This is a genomic window from Caballeronia sp. INDeC2, from assembly GCF_023631325.1.
Lineage (GTDB): Bacteria > Pseudomonadota > Gammaproteobacteria > Burkholderiales > Burkholderiaceae > Caballeronia.
Genome location: NZ_JALQDG010000042.1, coordinates 205,210 through 224,488, shown reverse-complemented (window position 1 = coordinate 224,488; position 19,279 = coordinate 205,210). Strand labels below are relative to the sequence as shown.

Sequence of the window (19,279 nt, the reverse complement as noted above, 5' to 3'; positions counted from 1 at the left end):
CTAGGCCTGCTCTTCGTCGAGGATACGGAAGGCTTCGACGAGACTCGTCTGCATCCGCCCGAACGACACGGCAAGCGATGCGATCTCGTCGGAGCCGCCGGTCGGCAGGATGGCGGTGTCGAGCTTGCCGAGGCTCATTTCGTCGGCGGCGTGCGACAGCGAGCGGATCGGCCGCGTGACGAGCACGTGCACCATCACGTTCATCACGATCAGCACGACCGCGAACACGCCCGTCAGCGAAAGCATGAACGTGCGCCACACCGCCCGGCCGCGCGCGATGGGCTGCGCCATCGGCACCGACACGAACTCCGCGCCGATCACTTCGTTCATGGTCCAGCCGAAGCCGTTCGCCGTGCCGTACTTCTCGATGACGGTGGCGGGCGCGGCGCTCGGCGTGCTGTGACACTGCATGCACGCGGCGTCGGTGATGCGGCTCGGGCGCGCGAGATAGAGCGCACGGCCGCCGGGTGCATCGCGTTCGCCGGACATGAGCTTAAGTTGCGGATGATCGTGCAGATGACGGATCACGTCGGCTTCCCAGTCGGTCGGGCGGTCGCGCGGGTTGGTCGGATTGAGCATCGTCGACTTGTAGGAGAAATTGGGGAAGTCCTTCTCCAGCAGGTCGAGCATTTCGATGGCCGAGAAGGCGGGAATCGACTCGGGCACGAAGCAGTATTTGATCTGCGTCGCGAGCAGCGGCGTGATGTGCGCCGCCGTGTAGTTCTGCATCGACGAGGCCGCGCTCGCGAGGATGTTCGCGTCATGCACGGTTTCCTCCATCGCCTGCTGTTGCAGGAGGCGATCGGAGACTGCGCCGATCGCGGCCAGCGCGAGCGCGAAGACGACGAGAAAGACGAGGTTGAACTTGACGCTGAGCGAGAGTCTGAGCTTCATGGCGATGACGGATCGTGCTTATGGATAGCGCGCGCGGCGAACGCCGGAACGCGTCGGCGGATAGAGCAGGGCGCGCCAGTCGGGCAGCGCTTTCAGATGCGTGCCTATGTCGCGGCGGAACGCGGCGTCGGCGAGGCGCGAACGGAAGCGCGCGGGAAAGGTCTTGCGCGCGGGCAGCGTGCTGACGAGCCACGGCGCGATGTCGTCGTAGGTCACGGCGCGCGACGGCGTCGTGCTCGCCGGAGGCACCGGGCGCGCGAGCGGCTGCAATGCGTCGCGAAACGGCACGGGCATGGCCGCGATGAACGCATCCGGCGGACGCGCCGACCGTTGCAGGCGTGCGCGCGCATCGATGCTCGCGAAGCGGCCGTCGGCGATCGTGGCGGGCGGCTTTGCCGCGAAGCTTTGCGCGCCTGTTTCGCTGAAGATGTCGATGGCGTCGTCGCGCGTGGCGACGATCGCCGCCGCGTTCGCGCCGATGTCGATGGCCCCGCGCTCCGTATCGACGCGCGGCGTGACGGGTGTCGTCGCGCAGGACGGCGGCGCGCACGCCGCGGCGGCGATCTTGAGCCAGCCTCGAAGCAGCGCGACATGCGCGTCGGCGGTGAGCATCGCCCGCGTCTGCGGACCGAGTGCGGCGAGCGTGCCGTGCTCGTCCTGCAGATGCACCACGCCGTCGCCCGATTCGAGCAGATCGCCGTCGCGCAGACGGTCGCCCGCATGCGCCGCGCTCACGTTCGCGCCACGCACCACGGCGACGGGCGCATCGGCGCGCGCGAGCGTCCAGTCCGCGTGCGCCGGCGACGTCAGCGTCAGCGCGATCGAGAGTGCCGTTATCCAGAGGTGCGATCGATGAACCATGCTCTGCTGCCGGGTGAAGAAGCGTTCGAACCCGGCGAATGCCGGTCTCTTCAACTCAACAGCCGGGCGGCGCGATTATTCCGTGCTTATGCCGTGCTTATGCCGTGTTATTGCGCCGACGCGAGCATGGCGCGCGATTGAACGAGAAGCCCGTCGGGCACGCCGCCGATCGAGCCGAAGAGCGGCGCGGCGTCGCCGTCCGCGATATGACGCGCGAGCGCGTCGAGGCCCGCGCCGCCCGCTGCGCCGATGAGCGCGTAGCCTATTTCGGCGCGCCGCCATGTGACGACGTCCATCGACGCGATCGCATGGCTCGCGGGGCGCGCGTCGGGTTGCGGCTCGCGCATCATGCAGAGCGCAACGGGATCGCCGCGCTCGGGCAGATAGACGATCTGCACGAGCGGACGGCCATTGAAGCGCAGCCGCTGCACGCGCTTGAAGGCGAGGCCGTAGGCGCGCAGATCGGGGACGCTCATGGCCAGCGCGTCGTCCTGGTGAATCCGTGAGACGGTCTTTTTCGACGAGGCGGGGTCCGCTTCGACGCTCGCGAGCGTGTCGCGGCTGTAGAGCTGCTGATAGCGCGCGGCGGCTTCGACCCACGGCGCGGCGGCATCGGCGCCATCCGTCGTCGAAGCGATGCCGATGCGCGCGTCGTCCCGATCGAAGTGCAACGCGAGTCCGCAGACGAGCGCGCCCGCAACGAACGCCGCCGCGAGCCAACCGGATCCGACGGTCCTGCGCGCGTCGTTGGTCCGGGAACGCGGCACGTCGAGGCCGGCGTCGTTTGCGCACACGCGGCGCGCCATGCCGTGCGCCGAGGACGCATCGAGCCGTGCGGCGTGCACGATGCCGTCGACCATCCGTTCGAGCGAGGGCGGCACCGGCGGCAGACGCTGCCCGGCGAACGCCTGCGCGTAAGGCAGACGCGACGCGGCGAGCCACCTGGCACGCAATGCCGCATCGGGCGATGCGGCGAGCTTGCGCTCGACCGCCTCGCGTTCATGCGTGGACAGCGCGCCGTCCACATAGGCCAGCAGTTCGATGTCGTCCGAATTCATAAGGCCGTCCGGCGCTGTTCGCGGCTTATTGTGCAGCGCTCTGTGCCGCGCTGTCCGTCAAGGCCCGAAGCGCGGCGCGCACTCCCGGAACACCAGGGAGCCATTCACATAACACTCGTGCGTCGTGTTTATTCCCTTCGCTAAACGCTGTACCGCGCGTTATCCGGTTTGCTCTTCCGCTGGCGCGGCCTTGCTGAAAAGCGGCGCCATGTCGGCATCGGCAATGCGCTTGCCGAGCGCGCCCAGATCCACGTCGCCCGACTGGCCGATCAGCGCGTAGCTCAGTTCGCCCTGCCGCCAGGTGGCGACGTCCATTGCATCGACCGTGCGGGAAGCGACGCTCTGGTCCGGGCGCGTGTCCTTCATCACGCATAGTGCGATCGGTGGCCCTTTCTGCGGCAGATAGACGATCTGCACCAGCGGCTTGTTGTTGAAGCGTAGCCGCTGCACGGACTTGAAGGTGAGTCCCGCGCTGCTCAGGTCGGGCACGCGCAGCGCCAGCCGGTCGTCGCGACGAATGTCGTCGACGACCTTCGCCGCGAGGGCGGGATCGTCCTGGCGATAGCCGACCGTCTCGCGTGTATAGAGTTTCTGGTAGCCGACGGCCGCGGCGACCCACGGCGAGACATCGGCGCTGGCCATTTGCGCGCCGCCCGCGTTCGGGTGCCCCGGGGCGAACAGCGACCCGACATGCACGAACTGGCCGACCATGAACGCGCCCGCCACGCAAGCCGCCGCGAGCCACACGGGCACGCCGCGCAGGCGCGAGCGCACCGGCGCCGTGACGTTCGCCGATGCCTTCTCGCTTGCCGGCATCGACGGTTCGTTGGCGCCGCCGGCACGATGCGCGCGCACCATCTCGTCGATATCGAGCCGCAGCGACGCCGGCACGGGCGGCAAGGACTGCTGCGCGAACGCGTCCGCGTAATCGACTTTCGATGCCCGCAATAGCGCGAGCTTCTTGCGCGCCTCGGCGGATTCGCGCAGCTGCGCTTCGACCGCCTCACGCTCCTCGGAAGAGAGGCCGCCGTCGACATAGGCGAGGAGTTGAGCGTCGTCGGCCATCATGCGAATGAATCCTTGTGAGTCTGAGCGGGGCGGGGCTTTTGCGTCTCCTGCCCGAACATGGCGCCGACCGACTGGCGCGCGCGCGAGAGCCGGCTCATGACCGTGCCGATGGGAATGTCCAGCACGTCGGCGGCTTGCTGATAGGTCAGTCCCTCGACCGCGACGAGCAACATGACGACGCGCTGCGCCTCCGGCAGACGCTCGATCGCCTCGACGATCTGGCCGTGCATGAGCTGCGTTTCCGGGCTTTTATCGACGGGGTCGGGAAGATTTTCGAGGAAGTCGTCGTCCCATTCGAAGCTCGCGCGCTTGCGCACGCTGCGGGCGCGCAACTCGTTGATCCAGGTGGAATGGACGATGGAATACATCCAGCTAAGCGGCGCCGTATCGGGCTGAAGCTGATGCGCACGCTCGAGTCCGCGCAGGCAGGCGCGCTGCACGAGGTCTTCCGCGTCGTGCCGGTCGCCCGATAGCCGAAGCGCGAATGCCCATAGGCGCGGCAGCATTTCGGGAAGCATGCCGGGCAGGTCTGCACCGCTCATTTAAACGTATCTCTCCATGATCCCCGTGCGGACCCATGCCGCGCATGCTGTCGCGATCGTGGTCGATCGTCTCTTTGTCGGCATCGGCGCGAGGTACGGACCACAAAGTTTAACTTGGGATGAAACACTTTGCCGAAACCCTTTATTCCGCGGGTTTTGGGCTTTTTTCAACGCGCCTTTGCGTGCGCCTGCTCGCTGGCGCGTCGCGAGGACGATTCGGCATAAGCGGCGGAGCGGGCGGCGAGCAGCGGGTCGTCGGATGGGGCGATGCCCGGGGGGAGCACGACGGGATCGAAGTTGATATCGCGGCACGCGCCGTCGATCTGCGCCTCGGCATGCGTGATGACCAGCGCGCCCGCGTCCACGCGATGCAGTTCGCGCTCGGGCGGCCAGGCGCGCGTCGCGTCGTCGGCCGGATCGCCGGGGACGGCGGGCGTGAGCATCAACCTCCAGCTCACAGGACCTTTTTGCAGCCGTGATCTCAGACCGTGGGCGAGGAAATCGGGGTCGTGAGCGGAATTCGCGCGCGCGGCCGAGGGTGCGTAGGGCGTCCACGGCGCCACGCTCCAGCGCACGAAGCGCGTATCGCCATGGGCATTCGTGAAGCGGAACGCGTTGATGCTGTAGTAGGTCGCGTCATGAAACGCCGATGAAGGCGGATGACTCGCGAGCCAGTCGCGCAGCGCATTCGTTTCGGGATGACGCGCGAAGAAGGCATCGAGCTTCGCGGGATCGGGACGGCCGGTGCGCGCGTCGGGCCGCATCGCTTCCATTTGCTCGTACACCGCCTGCGGCGTGCGCACCGCGAACACCGGCGCGGAGTTCATGCCGGTGCGCCATTCTTCGCCGTCGCTCATTTCGAAGCGCAGCGCGAAGCTGCGCACGGTGGTGAGCGCATCGTCCTCGGAAGGATTGCCGCCGGGGGCGGAAAAGCGGCCGATCAACGGCGTGCGCCGTCCGCGTTCGAACACGCTCGCGCGCGACAGCGCCAGGCCATTGCCGTTGCTGTCGAAATAGCCGCTCACGCAGATGCCTTTCGCATGATTGCGGCGGAAGCCGGGATGCTTTCCGCCCGCGCCCTCGAACGCATCGATGAGCCGCGCGGCGGACAGCGCGGGCATCGCGCCGGGCAGACGGATCCATCCCGCAACCCACGCGAACGACGCGACCAGAGCCGCGAGCGTCATCGCGATGCAGGCATATCGAAGAAGGAGCTGCGCGTGCCGGAGTGGAGACATGAGGCCGTCGAGGTCCGAGGCGACGATGCGTCGAATCGAAAAGTTGAGCAGTATAGGACAGCTCTTCGCGCATTGCTCGTCACACGTAGAGGCGTCGACCGATGGAATAAGCGAGGTTGCTTCGGTGTTCTGAATGCAGGGCGATTCCAAATCGGGCACGGAGGACACGCATGCACACAAAGATTCTTCAATGCGGTTACATGTCGGGCGACACCTACGCGGCTTCGGCGCTTCTTGCCGCCGATCCCGGCGTGCGGATCATCCTGCTCATCGACAAGAGCGCGACCGGTCAGTATGCCGACAGGAGCACGCAGATCAAAAGAATCTACGAGGACACGGGCGTGATGGGACAGGTCATCGAGATCGACATTTCCGGACGTGCGCGGATCGAAGCCGTCTGGCAAGGGGTCAAGGCGAAAAAATACGGGAGCACCGCGCGGACGAACGTCTTGCACGACGAGCGCACGAACACGGTGCTTCAGGAACTCGAAGACGTACTTCCTCGCGATAGATTGCCTGAATCGATTTCGTACGTAACGGGTGCGCTCGCGAACTGCTGGTGCGACGAGACGAGCAGCGCCATTGCGCGCGCATGGGGCGCAACCAAGCTGCCGGACGAACAACAGAAGCTCGTCAGAGCCTTCATGTCCAGAACGTTCAACCTCGCGGCACCGCCGGCGAACATCGTCGCGCTCTGGAGCCGTCAGAGCGGCAAGCGCGGCGGCGCGCACCCGGAGCTCGATTCGAGCTTCACAGGCATCCGGCAACTGGCGGAAGAATTCACGCAACGCGCTCCCCGTGCGACGGTGCTGCTCTGCGGCGACGAGCGCAACGACAAGATGAAGACGATCGCCTCGGAGATGCCTCAGGTGTTCAGCATGGCCGACTTGTGGAAGGACCCGGACTGGGTTAAAGGATTCGGCGATCAAACGTTCCTCGCGCAACTGGCCTTCTTTCAGTTTCTGCGGGAGAGCAGCAACGTGATCCATATCGGCATGCGCAGCGGCATGCTCGAACCGATGGCCCTGCTCGGCATGCAGGTGTTCTATCTCGAGGACGCGGGTTCATCGTCCGGCAAACGCATGCTCGCCTTCGTCAAACACGGCATCACCTATGAGCGTGTAGAGATCCAGTGCCCGCCGGGCCTCGTCGGTTACGTCGCCTGGCGGGACAGGCGATTTCTTTTGAGCCAGGCGGAACGACGCCTCGAGCAAGAGGCGAACCGCGTGCAGCGCAACGCGCAATTTCAGAGAAGCATTCGCACGCTAGGCTGGTCCCGCGACGAAGCCAATCGCGCGGCAAGGCGCCTTGCCAAAGCCCAGATCGGTAGTCACGACGCGGAGCAATATCGCGATTATTCGCCGGACTTGCTGCGCGGTCTGAAGAACGAGCTGGCAAATCTGCGCGGCTTTACGTCCGGGGACGTACAGAAGATCAGCCGCCATGTGATAAACGCGTTCGCGCAAAACTGATCATTCAATTTCCATCATCATGGCGCACGGAATCAACCGATATTTCCTTCAGGACACGAAGTCGTTCATTCAGTCCAACTACCTCACCACCGCCGGCGTGTTCCAGGCGCCCGACGGCACGACGAAAGTCGACCTCGCGCGCGAGGAGGGCATCGAGCCCAGCGTGGTGCGCATCGTGCCGCGCGAGCAGATGGTCGATGATGAGCCCATTCGCGCTCACTGGTTGCCGCAAGGCGGACATTGCGATATCCCGATCATCGGCGGCGAGAAGAACTTTGTGTTCACGCCCGATTTCTCGGGCTGCTCGCTGCTCGTGGATCAGCGCGACGCGACCACGTACCGCGTGTATCACGTGACGGGCGGCAGCCAGTACTTCAGCCGCGAATACGAGACGAGGCGCCGCGCGAGCGATCGCCTCGCAGGCGCGATGACGTACGAGTTCTACGGCATGGCGGGCGCGCCGCGCGCCGTGATGTTCATGAAGTTCGAGGAGAACCGCTGGTGGATCTACTACCAGTCGCAGACGGGCGCAGGTTACGGCTTGTCGGCCAATGGCAAGGTCGTGCGCGTGCAGGGGTCGCCACTGAAAGATTCGATACGGCTCGCCGGACGCATGCCCGTCGCGCGACCCGAGCGCGAAGTGCCGCTCTATACCGGCGACAGACTGTGCGACGGCAAGCTCGTGATCCCCGAGGCAGACCGCGGCATGAAGCGCGACGGCAGACGTCGCGACCTCATGACCGAGATGTGGACGTACTGATCGAGGTACCGAAAAGCAAACGCTCGCACGGCTCGACTCGCCCAGACATCCCTGATCGTCGAGCGTATGCGATGCTGCCGCCGCTTCCTCGACGAGCGCGGCATTCTGCTGAGTCACCGGATCCATCTGCGCGATCGCCTGACTCAACTGCTCGATGTCGCGCTCTATCCGTTCGAAGCCGCCGCGATCTGGTTCATGATGTCGCGCACTTTCGATGCGGCGTGCAGGACTTCGGACATCGTCAGGTGTATTCGACAACATCGCCAATGCGAACTATGAACCGGGCTTCAAGGCGACGCCCGGGTTGAAGGACTTGCGGCTCGCATCCGAAGCGGCCACGGACGCGGGCCGCACGCTGCCCATTCTCGCCGCGGTGCATCGGCAAATGAGCCAAACGCTCGCGGCAGGCATGGGCGCGAAAGACTCGTCGGCGATGGCGAAATACACGATCGAATCACCACCTCGCGCAGGCCCGCGCGCGGTATCAGTCTTTCCTGCCGCGCCCGGTCTTCGCCTGTAGTTCGTCGATCCTGCGCGATGCATCGGCCTTGGTCAGCGATCCGTCGAAAGGCTCCTTGGCTTCCTCGCATAGAGTCTTGAGGTAGGACGCCTGTGCGCCTGTCATGGGCTCGTCGCCCGTGGTCCAGTCATCCGGATTCTTCTCAGCGTTCGATGTCGGATGAGATTTGGGGTTGTCATCGCTGGTGTCCGGGGCGTCGTTATCGGCAGGTCGGTTCGTCATGGCGTTTTCTCCTGGAGGTTTCTCCTGGGGCCGCAATGATCATGCCGTGAAGAGATTGCCGGTGGGAGCGAACGCTGCTTTCTCCTGGGAATCGGACCGGCGGGACGTCATGGGTATCGCCGCCGGGCTCGCCGGAAGGTCTCGCGGCGTGCATACCACCCGAAACGACCCTCTTCAGGCCGAACTTCTCGCGCTTGCGGATGCATCACCTTCGATGTCACGCGGCGTAGCCCGCTCATCGATCGAGCGGTCCGGACGAATTCTGAGCGTCATCAACGCGCCCAGCAGCAAGAACAGAAGCGAGCCGACGAACGGCAGACTCCAGTTGCCGGTGGCATCGATCACCACGCCGAACACGACCGGCGAGATGATGGTCGCAAGGGCGGCGCCCGTGTTGAGCATGCCGCTCGCGGTGCCGGCGTGCAGCGGCGCGACATCCATCGGCACGGCCCAGATCGGTCCGACCGTCAGTTCCAGCATGAAGAACGCGCCGGACAGGCACGTCGTCGCGACTGTCAGGTCGCGGCTCATCATCACCGGAATCATGAAGACGAGCGCGCCGAGCAGACTGAATGCGATCACACCCTGACGCGCGAGCTTGAGACTTCCGGTGCGCTTGAGCACGCGATCGCTGAGAAAACCGCCGGTCACGTCGCCGACGACACCGGCCAGAAACACACCCGAGGCGAAAATCGCCGAATCCTTCAGATTGAGCCCGTACCCGTGCAGGAAGAACAGGGGGACCCAGCTGAAGAACAAGGTGTTGCTCCACACCTGACAGAAGTACACGAAGATGGTCGGCGACATGCGGCTCAGAAGTCGCCGCCAGGGCGTGCCTCCCTGCGCGTGCGCGGCGCCGGCGCTCACCGGCAGCAACGCGAGTTCGGCATCGTTGATGCGTCGATGTTCGCGCGGATCGTCGCGGTAATAGCCGATCCACACGACGATCCACACTGCCGTCATCACTCCCACGATCACGAACGACAGCCGCCACGAGTACAGCGTCGCGAGCAGCGCGATGAGTGTGGGCGCGACCGCGTTGCCAAGCCGCGACGACGAGTGCGTGATGCCCTGCACGAATCCCCGGTCCTTCATCTGGAACCAGTTGGCGATGGCACGCGCCTGCGCGGGCAGCGCCGCACCTTCGCCGACGCCGAGCAAAAGGCGCGCGGCGCATAGCGACGCGAGCCCGCCGACCATGCCCGTCGCAATGGTCGCGATCACCCAGATCGAGCCGCAAACCAGGAGCGTTCGACGCGCACCCATGCGATCGGCGAGCCAACCGCCGATGATCTGAAAGATCGCGTAGGTATAGCCGAACGCCGAGAACGCGACGCCGAGCGTGGTGTTCGACAAGCCGAGTTCCGCCTTGATGGGACCGGCGGCTGCCGCGAGATTCACGCGATCGAGATACAGGATGAACGACATCGCGCAGAGCAGCGCCAGCACGTACTTCTGAACATGCGTGCGCGGTGCGCGCAGCGAGGGTGAATTCATGTCTCCTCCAGATGCGATGGCCGTGACGGCGCCTTTCGCGCCGCCGGTCCTTTGTTCAACTTGGAAGTGCGCCTGTCCGACGCGTGTGTCAGGCGGCCGCGGTCTGCTTCGAATGAGCCATCCGGCAGGCGAGGTCGAAGGCGCGGGCCATCGCGGTGCCGCTTGCGCGGCCCAGTCCGACGATGTCGTACGCGGTGCCATGGGCGGGCGTCGTCACGGGAATCGGCAGACCGCCTTCCACGGTCACGCCGACCTCGAAGCCGAGCAGCTTGGTCGCGATCTGCCCCTGGTCGTGATACATCGTGACGATGCCGTCGAGCTCGCCGGCGCGGGCGCGCAGGAAGATCGTGTCGGCGGGATAAGGCCCGGACGATGCGAACCCGCGCGCGGCGGCGAGGCGCATGCCCGGCTCGATGATGTCGGTCTCCTCGCTGCCGTAGTTGCCGTGATCGCCGTTGTGCGGATTGAGTCCGCACACGCCGATGCGCGGCGCCGCCACGCCCGACGCGCGCAGCGCCGCGGCGAGCATGCCGATGGCCTCCGCGACGGCTTCGGGCGACAGTCGCGCGGCCACTTCCCGCAGCGGAACATGAGAGGTCACGCGCGCCGTCCAGAGCGGATCGAGCACGTTGAGTTCGCCGCACACGCCGCGATGGTCCAGCAGCTTCGCGAACCAGCGCATCTCGTCTTCTTCCTGCATGCCGCCGGCGCGCAGCGCGCTCTTGTTGAGCGGGCCGAAGCACACGGCATCCGCGCGCCCTTCGACGACATGCCGCACGGCGAGACGGAGCGAATCGAGCATGAAGCGGCCGCTTGCCTCGGTGATGACGCCCGGCTCGAACACGGCGTCGCTGCCCGCCCATGCCGGGATGGCAAGCCATTCATCGGCCTGCGGGACCGGCACGCCGGCCGAGGCGGCGCCGCGCGCGAGCGCATCGCGGTTACCGATGAGCGTGACATGCGCGCGTTGGCGCGTGGCGGGATCGGCCAGCAGTCGGGCGATGATTTCCGCGCCGATGCCGGCGGGGTCGCCGATGCTGAGCGCAATGCGTACGGATGTCGAGGTCATGGAACTCCGGCGATGACGGTGGAAACGCTCCGCCTCGTGCGGGCGGAATGCCCTTAAGTTAAGGACAAACCCATCCGAACGCCATCGCTCATTGGCTTATGCAGGTTTCGTGTTTTGCGAAACCGGCTGCGCCAGCAGCTCCAGCACGGCGAGCGTCGACGACGACAGCTCGTCGGTCGGCAGGTGACACAGCAACATCTGCCGCACTGGCCAGTCTCCTTCGATCGGCAGGATACGGAAGCGCTCGCCCGTGGCGAGCACGCGTGCCACGCCCGCCGGCATGACGCCGATGCCGACGCCGGCCGCAACCATCGCCGTCATGCTGTCGAAGCTGCCGACGCGGATGCGCATGTGCAGCGTGCGGTCCATCTGACTGGCGAGCCGGCTGAGCGCGATCGAGATGGCCGAGCCCTCGGTGAGGCCGATCACGTCGCAGTCGAGCAGATCCGCCGCGCGCACTTCGGCATGCGTCGCAAGCGCATGACCGACGGTCGTCAGCACGACGAGCCGATCCTCGCGATAACGCTGCGTCGGCAGATCGAGCCGCCCGAGCGACGCCTCGTAGATGCCGATGTCGACGGTGCCGCGCGTGAGCGCCTGCATGACGCCGTGACTGTTCGCCTCCTGGAGATCGATGTCGATGCCCGGGTGCGTCGCATGGCAGCGCTGCACGTCCTCGGCGAGAAACTGCAGCACCGCCGACGTGCACGCCGCGATCTTCACGACACCGCGCGCGCCCTGGCGGAACGCGGCCGCATCTTCGTGCATGCGCTCCGCCGTATGGATCATGCTGCGGGCGTGGGCGAGCAGCGCGCGGCCGGCGTCGGTGAGCGTCATGCCGTGCGGACGGCGCTCGAACAGCGCGACGCCGAACTGCGTCTCCATCTCGCTGATGCGGCGCGACGCAGCCGCGGGCGCCAGCGCGAGCCGCTCGGCCGCCTTGGTGATTGCGCCCAGTTCCGCGGTCGCCTCGAAGAGACGCAGCGTCTTCAGATCGAACTGGATGCGGTGGGGACGACGCGTCAAGGTGGCTTGGTCGAGGGAAAGGGTAATGCCGATTCTAGCGCGAGCCGTTCGAATCGCCGTTGGCCGATTATTCACACTTCGTGCAGAATCGCTTCACGCTCATGCAGTCGAACCGTGCGCAAACGGCGTCTAGAATGGCCAGCATCGAATACACAAACAAGGAGACGAGCCGCATGACCAAGACCTATCGAATCGCCGTGATTCCGGGTGACGGTATCGGTGTCGAAGTGATGCCCGAAGCGCTGCGTGCGCTCGACACCGCGAGCCGCCGCTTCGGCATCGCGCTCGAATACGAGCATATCGAATGGGCTAGCTGCGATTACTACCTCGCGCACGGCCAAATGATGCCGGACGACTGGAAACCGCGCCTGCAGGCCTGCGACGCGATCCTGTTCGGCGCGGTGGGCTGGCCCGCGAAAGTGCCGGATCACATCTCGCTATGGGGCTCGCTGCTCAAGTTCCGCCGCGAGTTCGACCAGTACATCAATCTGCGGCCCGCGCGCCTGTTCGACGGCGTGCCTTCTCCGTTGGCGAAACGAAAGGCAGGCGACATCGATTTCATGATCGTCCGGGAAAATACCGAAGGCGAATATTCGTCGGTGGGTGGCGTGATGTTCGAGGGCACCGAGCGCGAGTTCGTCTCGCAGACGTCGATCTTCACGCGCAAGGGCGCGGAGCGCGTGCTGAAGTTCGCGTTCGAGCTGGCGCAGCGCCGCGACAAGACGCTGACCGTCGCGACGAAAAGCAACGGCATCTCGATCAGCATGCCCTGGTGGGACGCACGCGCCGCCGAAATCGCCACGCAGTATCCCGACGTCACGTGGGACAAGCAGCACATCGACATTCTGTGTGCGCGCTTCGTGCTCCATCCGGATCGTTTCGACGTGGTCGTGGCGACGAATCTGTTCGGCGACATCCTCTCCGATCTCGGTCCCGCCTGCACGGGAACGATCGGCATCGCGCCTTCCGCGAACATGAATCCGGAGCGCACGTTTCCGTCGCTGTTCGAGCCGGTTCACGGGTCGGCGCCGGATATCGCCGGCAAGGGCATCGCCAATCCGATCGCGATGATCTGGTCCGCCGCGATGATGCTCGAGTTTCTCGGCGAACGAGCGGCGCACGACGCGATACTCGACGCCATCCAGGATGTCCTGAAGCACGGTCCGCACACCGGGGATCTCGGCGGCACGGCCGGCACGAAGGAAGTGGGCGACGCGGTCGTCGCGCGCATCGGCTGCACGACAGAGGAAACGGCATGATCCAAAAAGACGAAAGCGGCGACGGCGCGGTCCATCTCGAGATCGAAGGCGCGGCGGCCCATGTGACCTTCGATCGCGTGGAAGCGCACAACGCGATGACCTGGCACATGTACGAGCAGCTCGAAGCGATCTGCGAGCGCCTCGCCGGCGAGCGGGACGTGCGCGTGGTCACGTTTCGCGGCGCGGGCGGCAAGGCCTTCGTCGCGGGCACCGACATTCGCCAGTTCGGCGCGTTCAAGGACGGCGAGGACGGCGTGACCTACGAGCATCGCATCGAGCGCATTCTCGGCAAAGTCGACGCATTGCCGATGCCCACGCTCGCCATCGTCGATGGCTGGTGCGTCGGCGGCGGACTGGCGATCGCCGCGTGCTGCGATCTGCGCATCGCAACACCCGGCGCGAAGTTCGGCGTGCCGATCGCGCGCACGCTCGGCAATTGCCTCGCCATCGGCAACACGGCGCGCCTCGTCGCGGAGTTCGGCATCGGGCGCACCAAGCGCATGCTGGTACTGGGCGATATGTTGAACGTCGACGACGCGATCGCCGCAGGCTTTGTGTTCGAGCGCTGTGAGCCCGATCAGCTCGATGCGCGCGCGGCCGCGCACGTCGATCGTCTCGCGCGAAACGCGCCGGTCACGATGCGCGTGACGAAGCAGTCCATCTCGCGCATTCTCGCCGCACTGCCTTTGCAGGGCGACGATCTGGTCCGTCAATGCTACGGCAGCCGCGACTTCCACGAAGGCGTCGCGGCATTCACGCAGAAGCGTCCGCCGGCCTGGACGGGCGAGTGACAGCGGGCGGCGCTCCCCGCGCCGCCATTCGATCCGAGCAAGACATCAGCGCGCTGGCCGCCCGGTCCGCGCGCTTTTGCACGTCTGCGATTTGCGGCTCATCGCATGGCGGCTACGGGAAATACCGGAGATTTGCCGTACCAACTTATATGATAACTTCGTCATACAACATTGCGGATGGCAAAACGCCGGCCGAATCGTGTTCCTGGCCGGCAACCTGAATCGCACGACAAAAGACGGAGACGACATGCAACCAGTGACGCGGCGCAGCTTCCTCAAGACGGTTTCAGCGGCGACGGCCGCCGGGGCCATGACGGGATGGTCGGGACGGGCGAGCGCGGCCGAGTTCCGGCTCAAGTACGCCAACTTCCAGCCGGTCACGCATCCGATGACCGTGCGCATCAAGGAGACGGCGCAGAAGATTCGCGAGGAATCGAACGGGCGCATCGAACTGCAGGTGTTTCCCAACGCGCAACTGGGCTCGGATGTCAGCATGTTCTCGCAGTTGCGCGCGGGTTCGATCGACTTCCTGACCTACTCGCCGCTCTCGCTCGGCGTGATGGTGCCGGACGCGCAGATCAGCGGCGTGGGCTTCGCGTTTCCGAACTACGACGCCATCTGGAAGGCGATGGACGGCGATCTCGGCGCATATGTGCGGCAGAAGATCGGCGCGACGCCGCTGTTCGCATTCGAGAATATCTTCGACGGCGGCTATCGCCAGATCACGACCAGCACCCGTCAGATCACTCAGCCGGACCAGCTCAAGGACCTGAAGATACGCGTGCCGTCGAGCCCGCTGTGGACCTCCGTGTTTCGCGCCTTTGGCGCTTCACCGACGACCCTGAGTCTCGAAGAGGTGTATTCGGCGCTGCAAACGCACGTCGTCGACGGACAGGAAAACCCGCTCGTGCTGATCGACACGACGCGCTTCTACGAGGTGCAGAAGTACTGCGCCCTCACGAATCACATGTGGGACGGTTTCTGGTTCCTCGGCAACACGGCCAACTTCCGGAAGCTCCCGCCCGATATGCAGGAGATCGTGCGGCGCAACGTGAATGCGGCCGCGTTGAAGGAACGCGCCGACGTCAAGGCACTGAACGATTCGCTGATCACGCAGCTCAAGGCGCGCGGCCTGCAGTTCAACGAAGTCGATCATGCCGCCTTCCGCGACCGCCTGAAAAGCGCAGGCTTCTACGCCGACTGGAAGAAGCGCTTCGGCGACACGCTGTGGGCCAAGCTCGAACAATATGCCGGAAGGATCGGCTGATGCAGAGCGCCGTCTATAAGGAGGGCGAGGCGGCCCGGCATCCGCTGCGGCGCGCGCTCGCCAGCGTGAGCCGCGCCGCGATGCGTCTGGCCGGCGCGCTGGCCGCGCTGCTGGTGGTGGCCGAGACGGTCATTCTGTTCGCCGGCGTGGTCGCGCGCTACGCGCTCAACGCGCCGCTCGTGTGGTCGGACGAACTCGCGTCGATCCTCTTTGTCTGGCTCGCGATGCTCGGCGCGGCGCTCGCGCTCGAACGCGGCGAACATATGGCGATGACCGCACTCGTGAGCCGCCTGCCCGCGCGCTGGCAAACCTGGTGCCGCACGGTCGCCGCGATGCTCGTGTGCGTGTTCGTCGGGCTGATCATCGTGCCGGCGATCGGTCACGCGCAAGCCGACATGGCGATCACGACTTCGGCGCTGGAGATTCCGGTGGGACTGCGCACGGCGGCGTTGCCTGCCGGCGCGATCCTGATGCTGATCGCCTCGCTCGCTGTGCTGGTGCGCGAAAGTTCGATGCGTCAATTGGCGCTGGCGTTCGCCGTGCTCGGCGCGATCGGTGCGGCGCTCTGGTTGGCGCGCGACCCGCTCGCGGCGATGGGGAACTACAACCTGCTGGTGTTCTTCGTGCTTCTGCTCGGCGCCGCGATCGCCGCGGGCATTCCTATCGCGTTCGCGTTCGGCGTGGCGACCGTCACGTATCTGAATCTGGCGGCCGGCATCGACGTGAGCATCGTCGTGAATCGCATGGACGAAGGCATGTCGCAGATGATCCTGCTCGCGGTGCCGCTCTTCGTGCTGCTGGGCGCGCTGCTCGATCTTTCGGGGCTGGCGCGCGCGCTGATCGAATTCATGGCGTCGCTGATCGGGCATCTGCGCGGCGGCCTGCAGTTCGTCTTGCTGGTCGTGATGTTCCTCGTTTCGGGGGTATCGGGATCGAAGGTCGCCGACATGGCGGCCGTAGCGCCGGCGTTGTTTCCGGAAATGAAGGAGCGCGGCTGCGATTCGCGCGGACTCGTTGCGCTGCTGGTCGGCTCGGCCGCGATGACCGAGACGATTCCGCCAAGCATCGTGCTCATCACGATCGGCGCGGTGTGCGGCATCTCCATCACCGCGTTGTTCACCGGCGGCCTGCTGCCCGCGTGCGTCGCGAGTCTGGCGATTGCCGCCGTCGTGTGGTTCAAGACGCGTTCCGAGCCGAAGAGCGTGTTCCGGCGCGCGCCGCCGCGCGAGATCGCGCGTGCTTTCGTCGCCGCGCTGCCTGCGCTCGCGCTGCCGGTGTTGATCCGCTCCGCGGTGGTCGAAGGCGTCGCGACGGCGACCGAAGTGGCGACCGTGGGCGTCGCGTACACGATCGTCGCGGGGCTCGCCTTGCATGTGGTGCGGCGGCATATCGACTTCCGCCGGCTCTATCCGATCCTCGTCGAGACGGCGAGTCTCTCGGGTGCGATTCTCTTCACCATCGGCATGGCGACGGCGATGTCGTGGGCGCTCACGCAGTCGGGATTCTCGGCATCGCTCGCGGCGTTGATGGAAAGCGTGCCCGGCGGGCGCATCGGCTTTCTGGCGATCTCGATCGTCGTGTTCCTCGTGCTCGGCAGTGTGCTCGAAGGCATCCCGGCGGTCGTGCTGTTCGGTCCGCTGCTGTTTCCCGTGGCGCGCGCGCTCGGCATCGGCGACGTGCATTACGCGATCGTCGTCGTGCTGTGCATGGGCGTCGGGCTGTTCGCGCCGCCGTTCGGTGTCGGTTTCTATGCGGCGTGCATGATCGGCAAGACCTCGCCCGACGGCGTGATGCGCGGCGTCGTTCCCTACCTGGTCGCGCTGCTGCTGGTGATCGTGGTCGTAGCCTTCGTACCGTGGATTTCGAGCGGTTTCCTTCCCTCATGACGATGACCGATTTGCAGCTCATTCCGATCTTCGATGCCCATCAGCACTTCTGGGACACGCGACTGAACACCTATCCGTGGCTGTGCGGCGAGACGATCGCCAACTTCCGCTATGGCGACTATCGCGCGATTCGCCAGCCGTACCAGCCGGCGGACTACCGGCGCGACACGAAGCGATTCCGGCACGCGGGCAGTGTGTACATCGAGGCGGAATGGGATCCGCGCGATCCGCTCGGCGAGATGGATTACATCGCGCGGTTGCGGGAGCAGGACGGCCTGCCGAGCGTCGCGGTGGGGCAGGCGTGGCTCGATCGCCCGGATCTCGACGCGACGCTCGCGGGACTCATGCGTCATGACTTCGTGCGCGGCATCCGTCACAAGCCGCGCGGCAATGCCGCGCCGGGCATGAGCGAACCGGGCGGCATGGCCGACGCGAAATGGCGCGCCGGGTATGCGCGGCTTGCGCACTACGGCTTGCACTTCGAGTTGCAGACGCCGTGGTGGCATCTGCACGAGGCGGCCGCGCTGGCGAACGATTTTCCGCACACGCGCATCGTGCTCAATCACACCGGCTTGCCCGCCGACCGCAGCGCCGCGATGCTCGCCGCCTGGCGCGAGGCCATGGCCGCGCTCGCGCAGTGCCCGAACGTGCATGTCAAGATTTCAGGGCTGGGACAGCGAGGCGTGCCGTGGACGGCGCAAGCGAACGGCTGGGTCGTGCGCGCCACGATCGAGCTGTTCGGCCCGCAACGCTGCATGTTCGCGAGCAATTTTCCGGTCGACAGCCTGTGCGCCACGTTCGACGAAATCTACGACGGCTTTTTCGACATCGTGCAGGACATGAGCGAGGCCGACCGGCGCCGTCTCTTTCACGACAATGCCGTGGCGTTTTACGCGCCGCGTTGAGTTCAGTCCTTGGGGTGGCGGGGACGCTTTTCGATGACCGTGTCGAGCCGCGCGCGCGACAGACGCTGCGCGGTGGCGCCGCGGTCGCCGCTCCAGAAGCTGCGATCGACCTGCTGGATGCGTGTGGCCGTGCGCTGCATGTGCGCGTAGGCGGCGAGGCGCGCGGCGTCGGGATCGCGTGCATCGATGGCCGCGGCAATGGCTTCGTGTTCCGCGCGCACGTCGGCCGCGAGGTCGGCGCGGCGCGCTTCGTTGGTGCGCGTGATACGGATCGCGTCCTGCAGCGCGTGGGTCAGCATCGACAACAGTTCGGTGAAATAGGGATTGCCCGCCGCACGCGAAATGGCCAGATGGAATTCGAGGTCCGCCTCGACGCCGTCGCCGCCTTCCGCCACCGCGCGATCGATGGCCTTCAGCGCGCGACGAATGACGGTCATCTGCGCGGCCGTGCGGCGCTCGGCGGCGAGCGCCGCCATTTCGGCCTCGATGCCGCGTCGCAATTCGAGCATGCGCACGACGCCCGCCGCCGGATTGGCTTCGTCACGCGCGAGGCGAAACACCTGCGCCGACTTCGGATCGAGCACGATGGTGCCGCTGCCCTGACGCGTATCCACGAGGCCTTCGGACTTCAGCCGCGAAATGGCCTCGCGCACCACGGTTCGGCTCACGCCGTATTGCTCGGTCATGAACTTTTCGGTGGGCAGACGCGCATTTACCGGGTAATGGCCGCTGCGGATCTGGTCTGTCAGCAGCCGCGTGACGCGGTCGGCGAGGGTGGGCTCGTCGTTGCTCGTGCCGCTTTCGCGCATCAGCTTGGCGTGTTGCATGGTCAGGGGAGGTGAGTTCGGTTCGTTCGATCATAGCATCGTAAGCTAAATTCGCTTGACAAATGTGTCATATAAATTTGTACTACAACCTGCGCGAGACGGCCGGCTCCGAACGAT

19 protein-coding genes are annotated in these 19,279 nt (G+C 65.8%); 8 read left to right on the top strand and 11 right to left on the bottom strand.

Annotated elements, in window-relative coordinates; genetic code table 11:
* The 6 genes from NCS28_RS28245 to NCS28_RS28220 form a co-directional block, all read right to left on the bottom strand.
* Positions 1-894, bottom strand: a complete 894-nt coding sequence (locus tag NCS28_RS28245) for a Tll0287-like and HAMP domain-containing protein (RefSeq protein ID WP_250517075.1) — start codon at positions 892-894, stop codon at positions 1-3.
* Positions 895-912: 18 nt separating this feature from the next.
* Positions 913-1,755: a hypothetical protein gene (locus NCS28_RS28240; protein ID WP_250517074.1), complete on the bottom strand. Its 843-nt coding sequence runs from the start codon at positions 1,753-1,755 to the stop codon at positions 913-915.
* Positions 1,756-1,862: 107 nt separating this feature from the next.
* A complete protein-coding gene (locus NCS28_RS28235; protein ID WP_250517073.1) occupies positions 1,863-2,813 on the bottom strand; it encodes an anti-sigma factor in 951 nt (316 codons plus the stop codon).
* 159 nt (positions 2,814-2,972) lie between these two features.
* On the bottom strand, positions 2,973-3,881 hold the full coding sequence (locus NCS28_RS28230) for an anti-sigma factor (protein WP_250517072.1): 909 nt from the start codon (positions 3,879-3,881) through the stop codon (positions 2,973-2,975).
* Positions 3,878-4,423 carry an RNA polymerase sigma factor gene (locus NCS28_RS28225; RefSeq protein ID WP_250517071.1) on the bottom strand — a complete coding sequence of 182 codons (546 nt, stop codon included), beginning with the start codon at positions 4,421-4,423 and terminating at the stop codon, positions 3,878-3,880. Before NCS28_RS28225 ends, NCS28_RS28230 begins: the two co-directional genes overlap by 4 nt.
* A gap of 167 nt (positions 4,424-4,590) precedes the next feature.
* Positions 4,591-5,661, bottom strand: a complete 1,071-nt coding sequence (locus NCS28_RS28220) for a catalase family peroxidase (protein WP_250517070.1) — start codon at positions 5,659-5,661, stop codon at positions 4,591-4,593.
* Positions 5,662-5,831: 170 nt separating this feature from the next.
* On the opposite strand from NCS28_RS28220, the gene NCS28_RS28215 reads away from it, so the two are divergent.
* The 3 genes from NCS28_RS28215 to NCS28_RS28200 all read left to right on the top strand — a co-directional run bounded on the left by NCS28_RS28215 (position 5,832) and on the right by NCS28_RS28200 (position 8,413).
* Positions 5,832-7,133, top strand: a complete 1,302-nt coding sequence (locus NCS28_RS28215; protein WP_250517069.1) for a hypothetical protein — start codon at positions 5,832-5,834, stop codon at positions 7,131-7,133.
* Positions 7,134-7,152: 19 nt separating this feature from the next.
* Positions 7,153-7,893 carry a hypothetical protein gene (locus NCS28_RS28210; RefSeq protein WP_250517068.1) on the top strand — a complete coding sequence of 247 codons (741 nt, stop codon included), beginning with the start codon at positions 7,153-7,155 and terminating at the stop codon, positions 7,891-7,893.
* Between the two features lie 214 nt (positions 7,894-8,107).
* Positions 8,108-8,413, top strand: a complete 306-nt coding sequence (locus NCS28_RS28200) for an NAD-binding protein (RefSeq protein ID WP_250517067.1) — start codon at positions 8,108-8,110, stop codon at positions 8,411-8,413.
* Here NCS28_RS28200 and NCS28_RS28195 read toward each other — a convergent pair.
* The 4 genes from NCS28_RS28195 to NCS28_RS28180 form a co-directional block, all read right to left on the bottom strand.
* Entirely contained in the window at positions 8,378-8,635 is a 258-nt protein-coding gene (locus NCS28_RS28195) for a DUF3072 domain-containing protein (RefSeq protein ID WP_250517066.1), read from the bottom strand. The two genes, NCS28_RS28200 and NCS28_RS28195, sit on opposite strands and share 36 nt — an antisense overlap.
* A gap of 174 nt (positions 8,636-8,809) precedes the next feature.
* The gene (locus NCS28_RS28190; RefSeq protein ID WP_250517065.1) at positions 8,810-10,132 is read right to left on the bottom strand and encodes an MFS transporter; all 1,323 of its coding nucleotides are present in this window, start codon (positions 10,130-10,132) and stop codon (positions 8,810-8,812) included.
* Positions 10,133-10,220: 88 nt separating this feature from the next.
* Complete coding sequence (locus tag NCS28_RS28185; protein ID WP_250517064.1) at positions 10,221-11,201, bottom strand: 4-hydroxythreonine-4-phosphate dehydrogenase PdxA; 981 nt, start codon at positions 11,199-11,201, stop codon at positions 10,221-10,223.
* 96 nt (positions 11,202-11,297) lie between these two features.
* The gene (locus NCS28_RS28180) at positions 11,298-12,227 is read right to left on the bottom strand and encodes a LysR family transcriptional regulator (protein WP_250517063.1); all 930 of its coding nucleotides are present in this window, start codon (positions 12,225-12,227) and stop codon (positions 11,298-11,300) included.
* Between the two features lie 173 nt (positions 12,228-12,400).
* Here NCS28_RS28180 and NCS28_RS28175 point away from each other — a divergent pair, with 173 nt between their 5' ends.
* From NCS28_RS28175 to NCS28_RS28155, 5 genes are all read left to right on the top strand, one after another.
* On the top strand, positions 12,401-13,486 hold the full coding sequence (locus tag NCS28_RS28175; RefSeq protein ID WP_250517062.1) for a tartrate dehydrogenase: 1,086 nt from the start codon (positions 12,401-12,403) through the stop codon (positions 13,484-13,486).
* The gene (locus NCS28_RS28170) at positions 13,483-14,277 is read left to right on the top strand and encodes an enoyl-CoA hydratase/isomerase family protein (protein WP_250517061.1); all 795 of its coding nucleotides are present in this window, start codon (positions 13,483-13,485) and stop codon (positions 14,275-14,277) included. Before NCS28_RS28175 ends, NCS28_RS28170 begins: the two co-directional genes overlap by 4 nt.
* A 247-nt stretch (positions 14,278-14,524) precedes the next feature.
* On the top strand, positions 14,525-15,544 hold the full coding sequence (locus NCS28_RS28165; protein ID WP_250517060.1) for a TRAP transporter substrate-binding protein: 1,020 nt from the start codon (positions 14,525-14,527) through the stop codon (positions 15,542-15,544).
* Positions 15,544-17,430 carry a TRAP transporter large permease gene (locus NCS28_RS28160; RefSeq protein ID WP_250517059.1) on the top strand — a complete coding sequence of 629 codons (1,887 nt, stop codon included), beginning with the start codon at positions 15,544-15,546 and terminating at the stop codon, positions 17,428-17,430. Before NCS28_RS28165 ends, NCS28_RS28160 begins: the two co-directional genes overlap by 1 nt.
* Positions 17,427-18,335: an amidohydrolase family protein gene (locus NCS28_RS28155; protein ID WP_250517058.1), complete on the top strand. Its 909-nt coding sequence runs from the start codon at positions 17,427-17,429 to the stop codon at positions 18,333-18,335. Before NCS28_RS28160 ends, NCS28_RS28155 begins: the two co-directional genes overlap by 4 nt.
* A 2-nt stretch (positions 18,336-18,337) precedes the next feature.
* Here the strand turns inward: NCS28_RS28155 and NCS28_RS28150 are convergent, their stop codons facing one another.
* Complete coding sequence (locus NCS28_RS28150; protein WP_250517057.1) at positions 18,338-19,162, bottom strand: FadR/GntR family transcriptional regulator; 825 nt, start codon at positions 19,160-19,162, stop codon at positions 18,338-18,340.
* Positions 19,163-19,279 lie beyond the last annotated feature (117 nt).

Excerpts from the sequence above, each read along its gene's own strand:
- NCS28_RS28200 (WP_250517067.1), top strand. The coding sequence starts at position 8,108 with ATGCGGCGTGCAGGACTTCGGACATCGTCAGGTGTATTCGACAACATC.
- NCS28_RS28190 (WP_250517065.1), bottom strand. The coding sequence starts at position 10,132 with ATGAATTCACCCTCGCTGCGCGCACCGCGCACGCATGTTCAGAAGTAC.
- NCS28_RS28150 (WP_250517057.1), bottom strand. The coding sequence starts at position 19,162 with ATGCAACACGCCAAGCTGATGCGCGAAAGCGGCACGAGCAACGACGAG.
- NCS28_RS28225 (WP_250517071.1), bottom strand. The coding sequence starts at position 4,423 with ATGAGCGGTGCAGACCTGCCCGGCATGCTTCCCGAAATGCTGCCGCGC.
- NCS28_RS28235 (WP_250517073.1), bottom strand. The coding sequence starts at position 2,813 with ATGAATTCGGACGACATCGAACTGCTGGCCTATGTGGACGGCGCGCTG.
- NCS28_RS28170 (WP_250517061.1), top strand. The coding sequence starts at position 13,483 with ATGATCCAAAAAGACGAAAGCGGCGACGGCGCGGTCCATCTCGAGATC.
- NCS28_RS28230 (WP_250517072.1), bottom strand. The coding sequence starts at position 3,881 with ATGATGGCCGACGACGCTCAACTCCTCGCCTATGTCGACGGCGGCCTC.
- NCS28_RS28165 (WP_250517060.1), top strand. The coding sequence starts at position 14,525 with ATGCAACCAGTGACGCGGCGCAGCTTCCTCAAGACGGTTTCAGCGGCG.
- NCS28_RS28215 (WP_250517069.1), top strand. The coding sequence starts at position 5,832 with ATGCACACAAAGATTCTTCAATGCGGTTACATGTCGGGCGACACCTAC.
- NCS28_RS28220 (WP_250517070.1), bottom strand. The coding sequence starts at position 5,661 with ATGTCTCCACTCCGGCACGCGCAGCTCCTTCTTCGATATGCCTGCATC.
- NCS28_RS28195 (WP_250517066.1), bottom strand. The coding sequence starts at position 8,635 with ATGACGAACCGACCTGCCGATAACGACGCCCCGGACACCAGCGATGAC.
- NCS28_RS28175 (WP_250517062.1), top strand. The coding sequence starts at position 12,401 with ATGACCAAGACCTATCGAATCGCCGTGATTCCGGGTGACGGTATCGGT.
- NCS28_RS28155 (WP_250517058.1), top strand. The coding sequence starts at position 17,427 with ATGACGATGACCGATTTGCAGCTCATTCCGATCTTCGATGCCCATCAG.
- NCS28_RS28245 (WP_250517075.1), bottom strand. The coding sequence starts at position 894 with ATGAAGCTCAGACTCTCGCTCAGCGTCAAGTTCAACCTCGTCTTTCTC.
- NCS28_RS28185 (WP_250517064.1), bottom strand. The coding sequence starts at position 11,201 with ATGACCTCGACATCCGTACGCATTGCGCTCAGCATCGGCGACCCCGCC.
- NCS28_RS28160 (WP_250517059.1), top strand. The coding sequence starts at position 15,544 with ATGCAGAGCGCCGTCTATAAGGAGGGCGAGGCGGCCCGGCATCCGCTG.
- NCS28_RS28240 (WP_250517074.1), bottom strand. The coding sequence starts at position 1,755 with ATGGTTCATCGATCGCACCTCTGGATAACGGCACTCTCGATCGCGCTG.
- NCS28_RS28210 (WP_250517068.1), top strand. The coding sequence starts at position 7,153 with ATGGCGCACGGAATCAACCGATATTTCCTTCAGGACACGAAGTCGTTC.